2 pseudogenes are annotated in these 1,138 nt (G+C 35.5%); both read left to right on the top strand.

The annotated features are described in order from the left end of the window. Positions 1 to 557: pseudogene (locus OC23_RS19485) on the top strand (hypothetical protein); the annotation flags it as partial. Between the two features lie 49 nt (positions 558 to 606). Further along, positions 607 to 1,138 (top strand): annotated as a pseudogene (locus OC23_RS12170) (hypothetical protein); the annotation flags it as partial.

Genomic DNA, 1,138 nt, shown 5'->3' with positions numbered 1-1,138 from the left:
TCTATATTGCTAGTGATTATTATACAGCTCAATGGGATTATAAAGATCTATTAAAAGATGAGTACGTTGTGGGAATAGATTTTCCAGAGCATTTACCTAAATATCAGCTCAATACGAATATTATGGTTAAAACTGGCGAGCCCATCATGGTGACAGGGATTTATCGTTCAATTGAACCATACTCTGCTTGTAATTTTATGATAAAAGAAGAAAAAATGTCAGCCAAGCATCCTGAAGACTGGAAATTAGCTCCAGAAGTTCAGTGTTTTAAAACGAATCCTGACCTTTTTACGACACCAGACACAATTGAGGATTCTGAGGATGTAGAAACGACATGGATATTGGTGGAAAAAGTAGTTAAGGATGGTGGCAGCAGTGCGGTATTTAATGAAGAAAGAATATCTCAAAAAGGTGGAGAAAAAGTAAAGAAAGCAGGTTATTGGTCTACTCCTGCAAAACCAGATACGAGACTCTATTTTACTCAAGGTGCAATATTGCCAGTGCTTCCTGATGCAGATTGGGGTGAAGTGTTTTGGTATTGGGATGGTGACGAATAACTAATATGCCCTTCGGGGCATTTAAAATTTTGAGATTTATATAATTAAAATGATTGATTTAAAGAAGCTAGAGTTATTCCCTCAAGAGATCTATGCAATTGAACAATTTATTTCATATAACTATTACTATGAAACGGTAAAGTTATGGGAGGAGTTGATTCAATATGCTGAAGAACTATTAGATAAATATAGTGCTCATTTAGCACCCGATCATCGTGCCCAACATTCATCTCATCAAGCCGACTATATTTGGGGAACCATCGTACTACCAAACTTTAAAGGAGTATTACATCATTTAGTTGATGGCTTGGATGACTTAAAAGAAGGCTTTTTGCCTATATTAAGAAGAATGAGCAGCATTAATAATGCTGCAATCGCACAGGGTAGAGATTATCCCTATGACTGGATGGAAAAAGTAGAAAAAGGAGCTGTCGAAAAATATGAAGCTAAAGAAAAAATTGTTCTAACTCGAGCAACGAATATCTATATTGCTAGTGATTATTATACAGCTCAATGGGATTATAAAGATCTATTAAAAGATGAGTACGTTGTGGGAATAGATTTTCCAGAGCATTTACCTA

The organism is Acinetobacter sp. A47 (genome assembly GCF_000805455.1).
GTDB lineage: Bacteria > Pseudomonadota > Gammaproteobacteria > Pseudomonadales > Moraxellaceae > Acinetobacter.
Note: the sequence above shows the minus strand (reverse complement) of the source record. Positions and strands in the feature narration are given on the sequence as shown.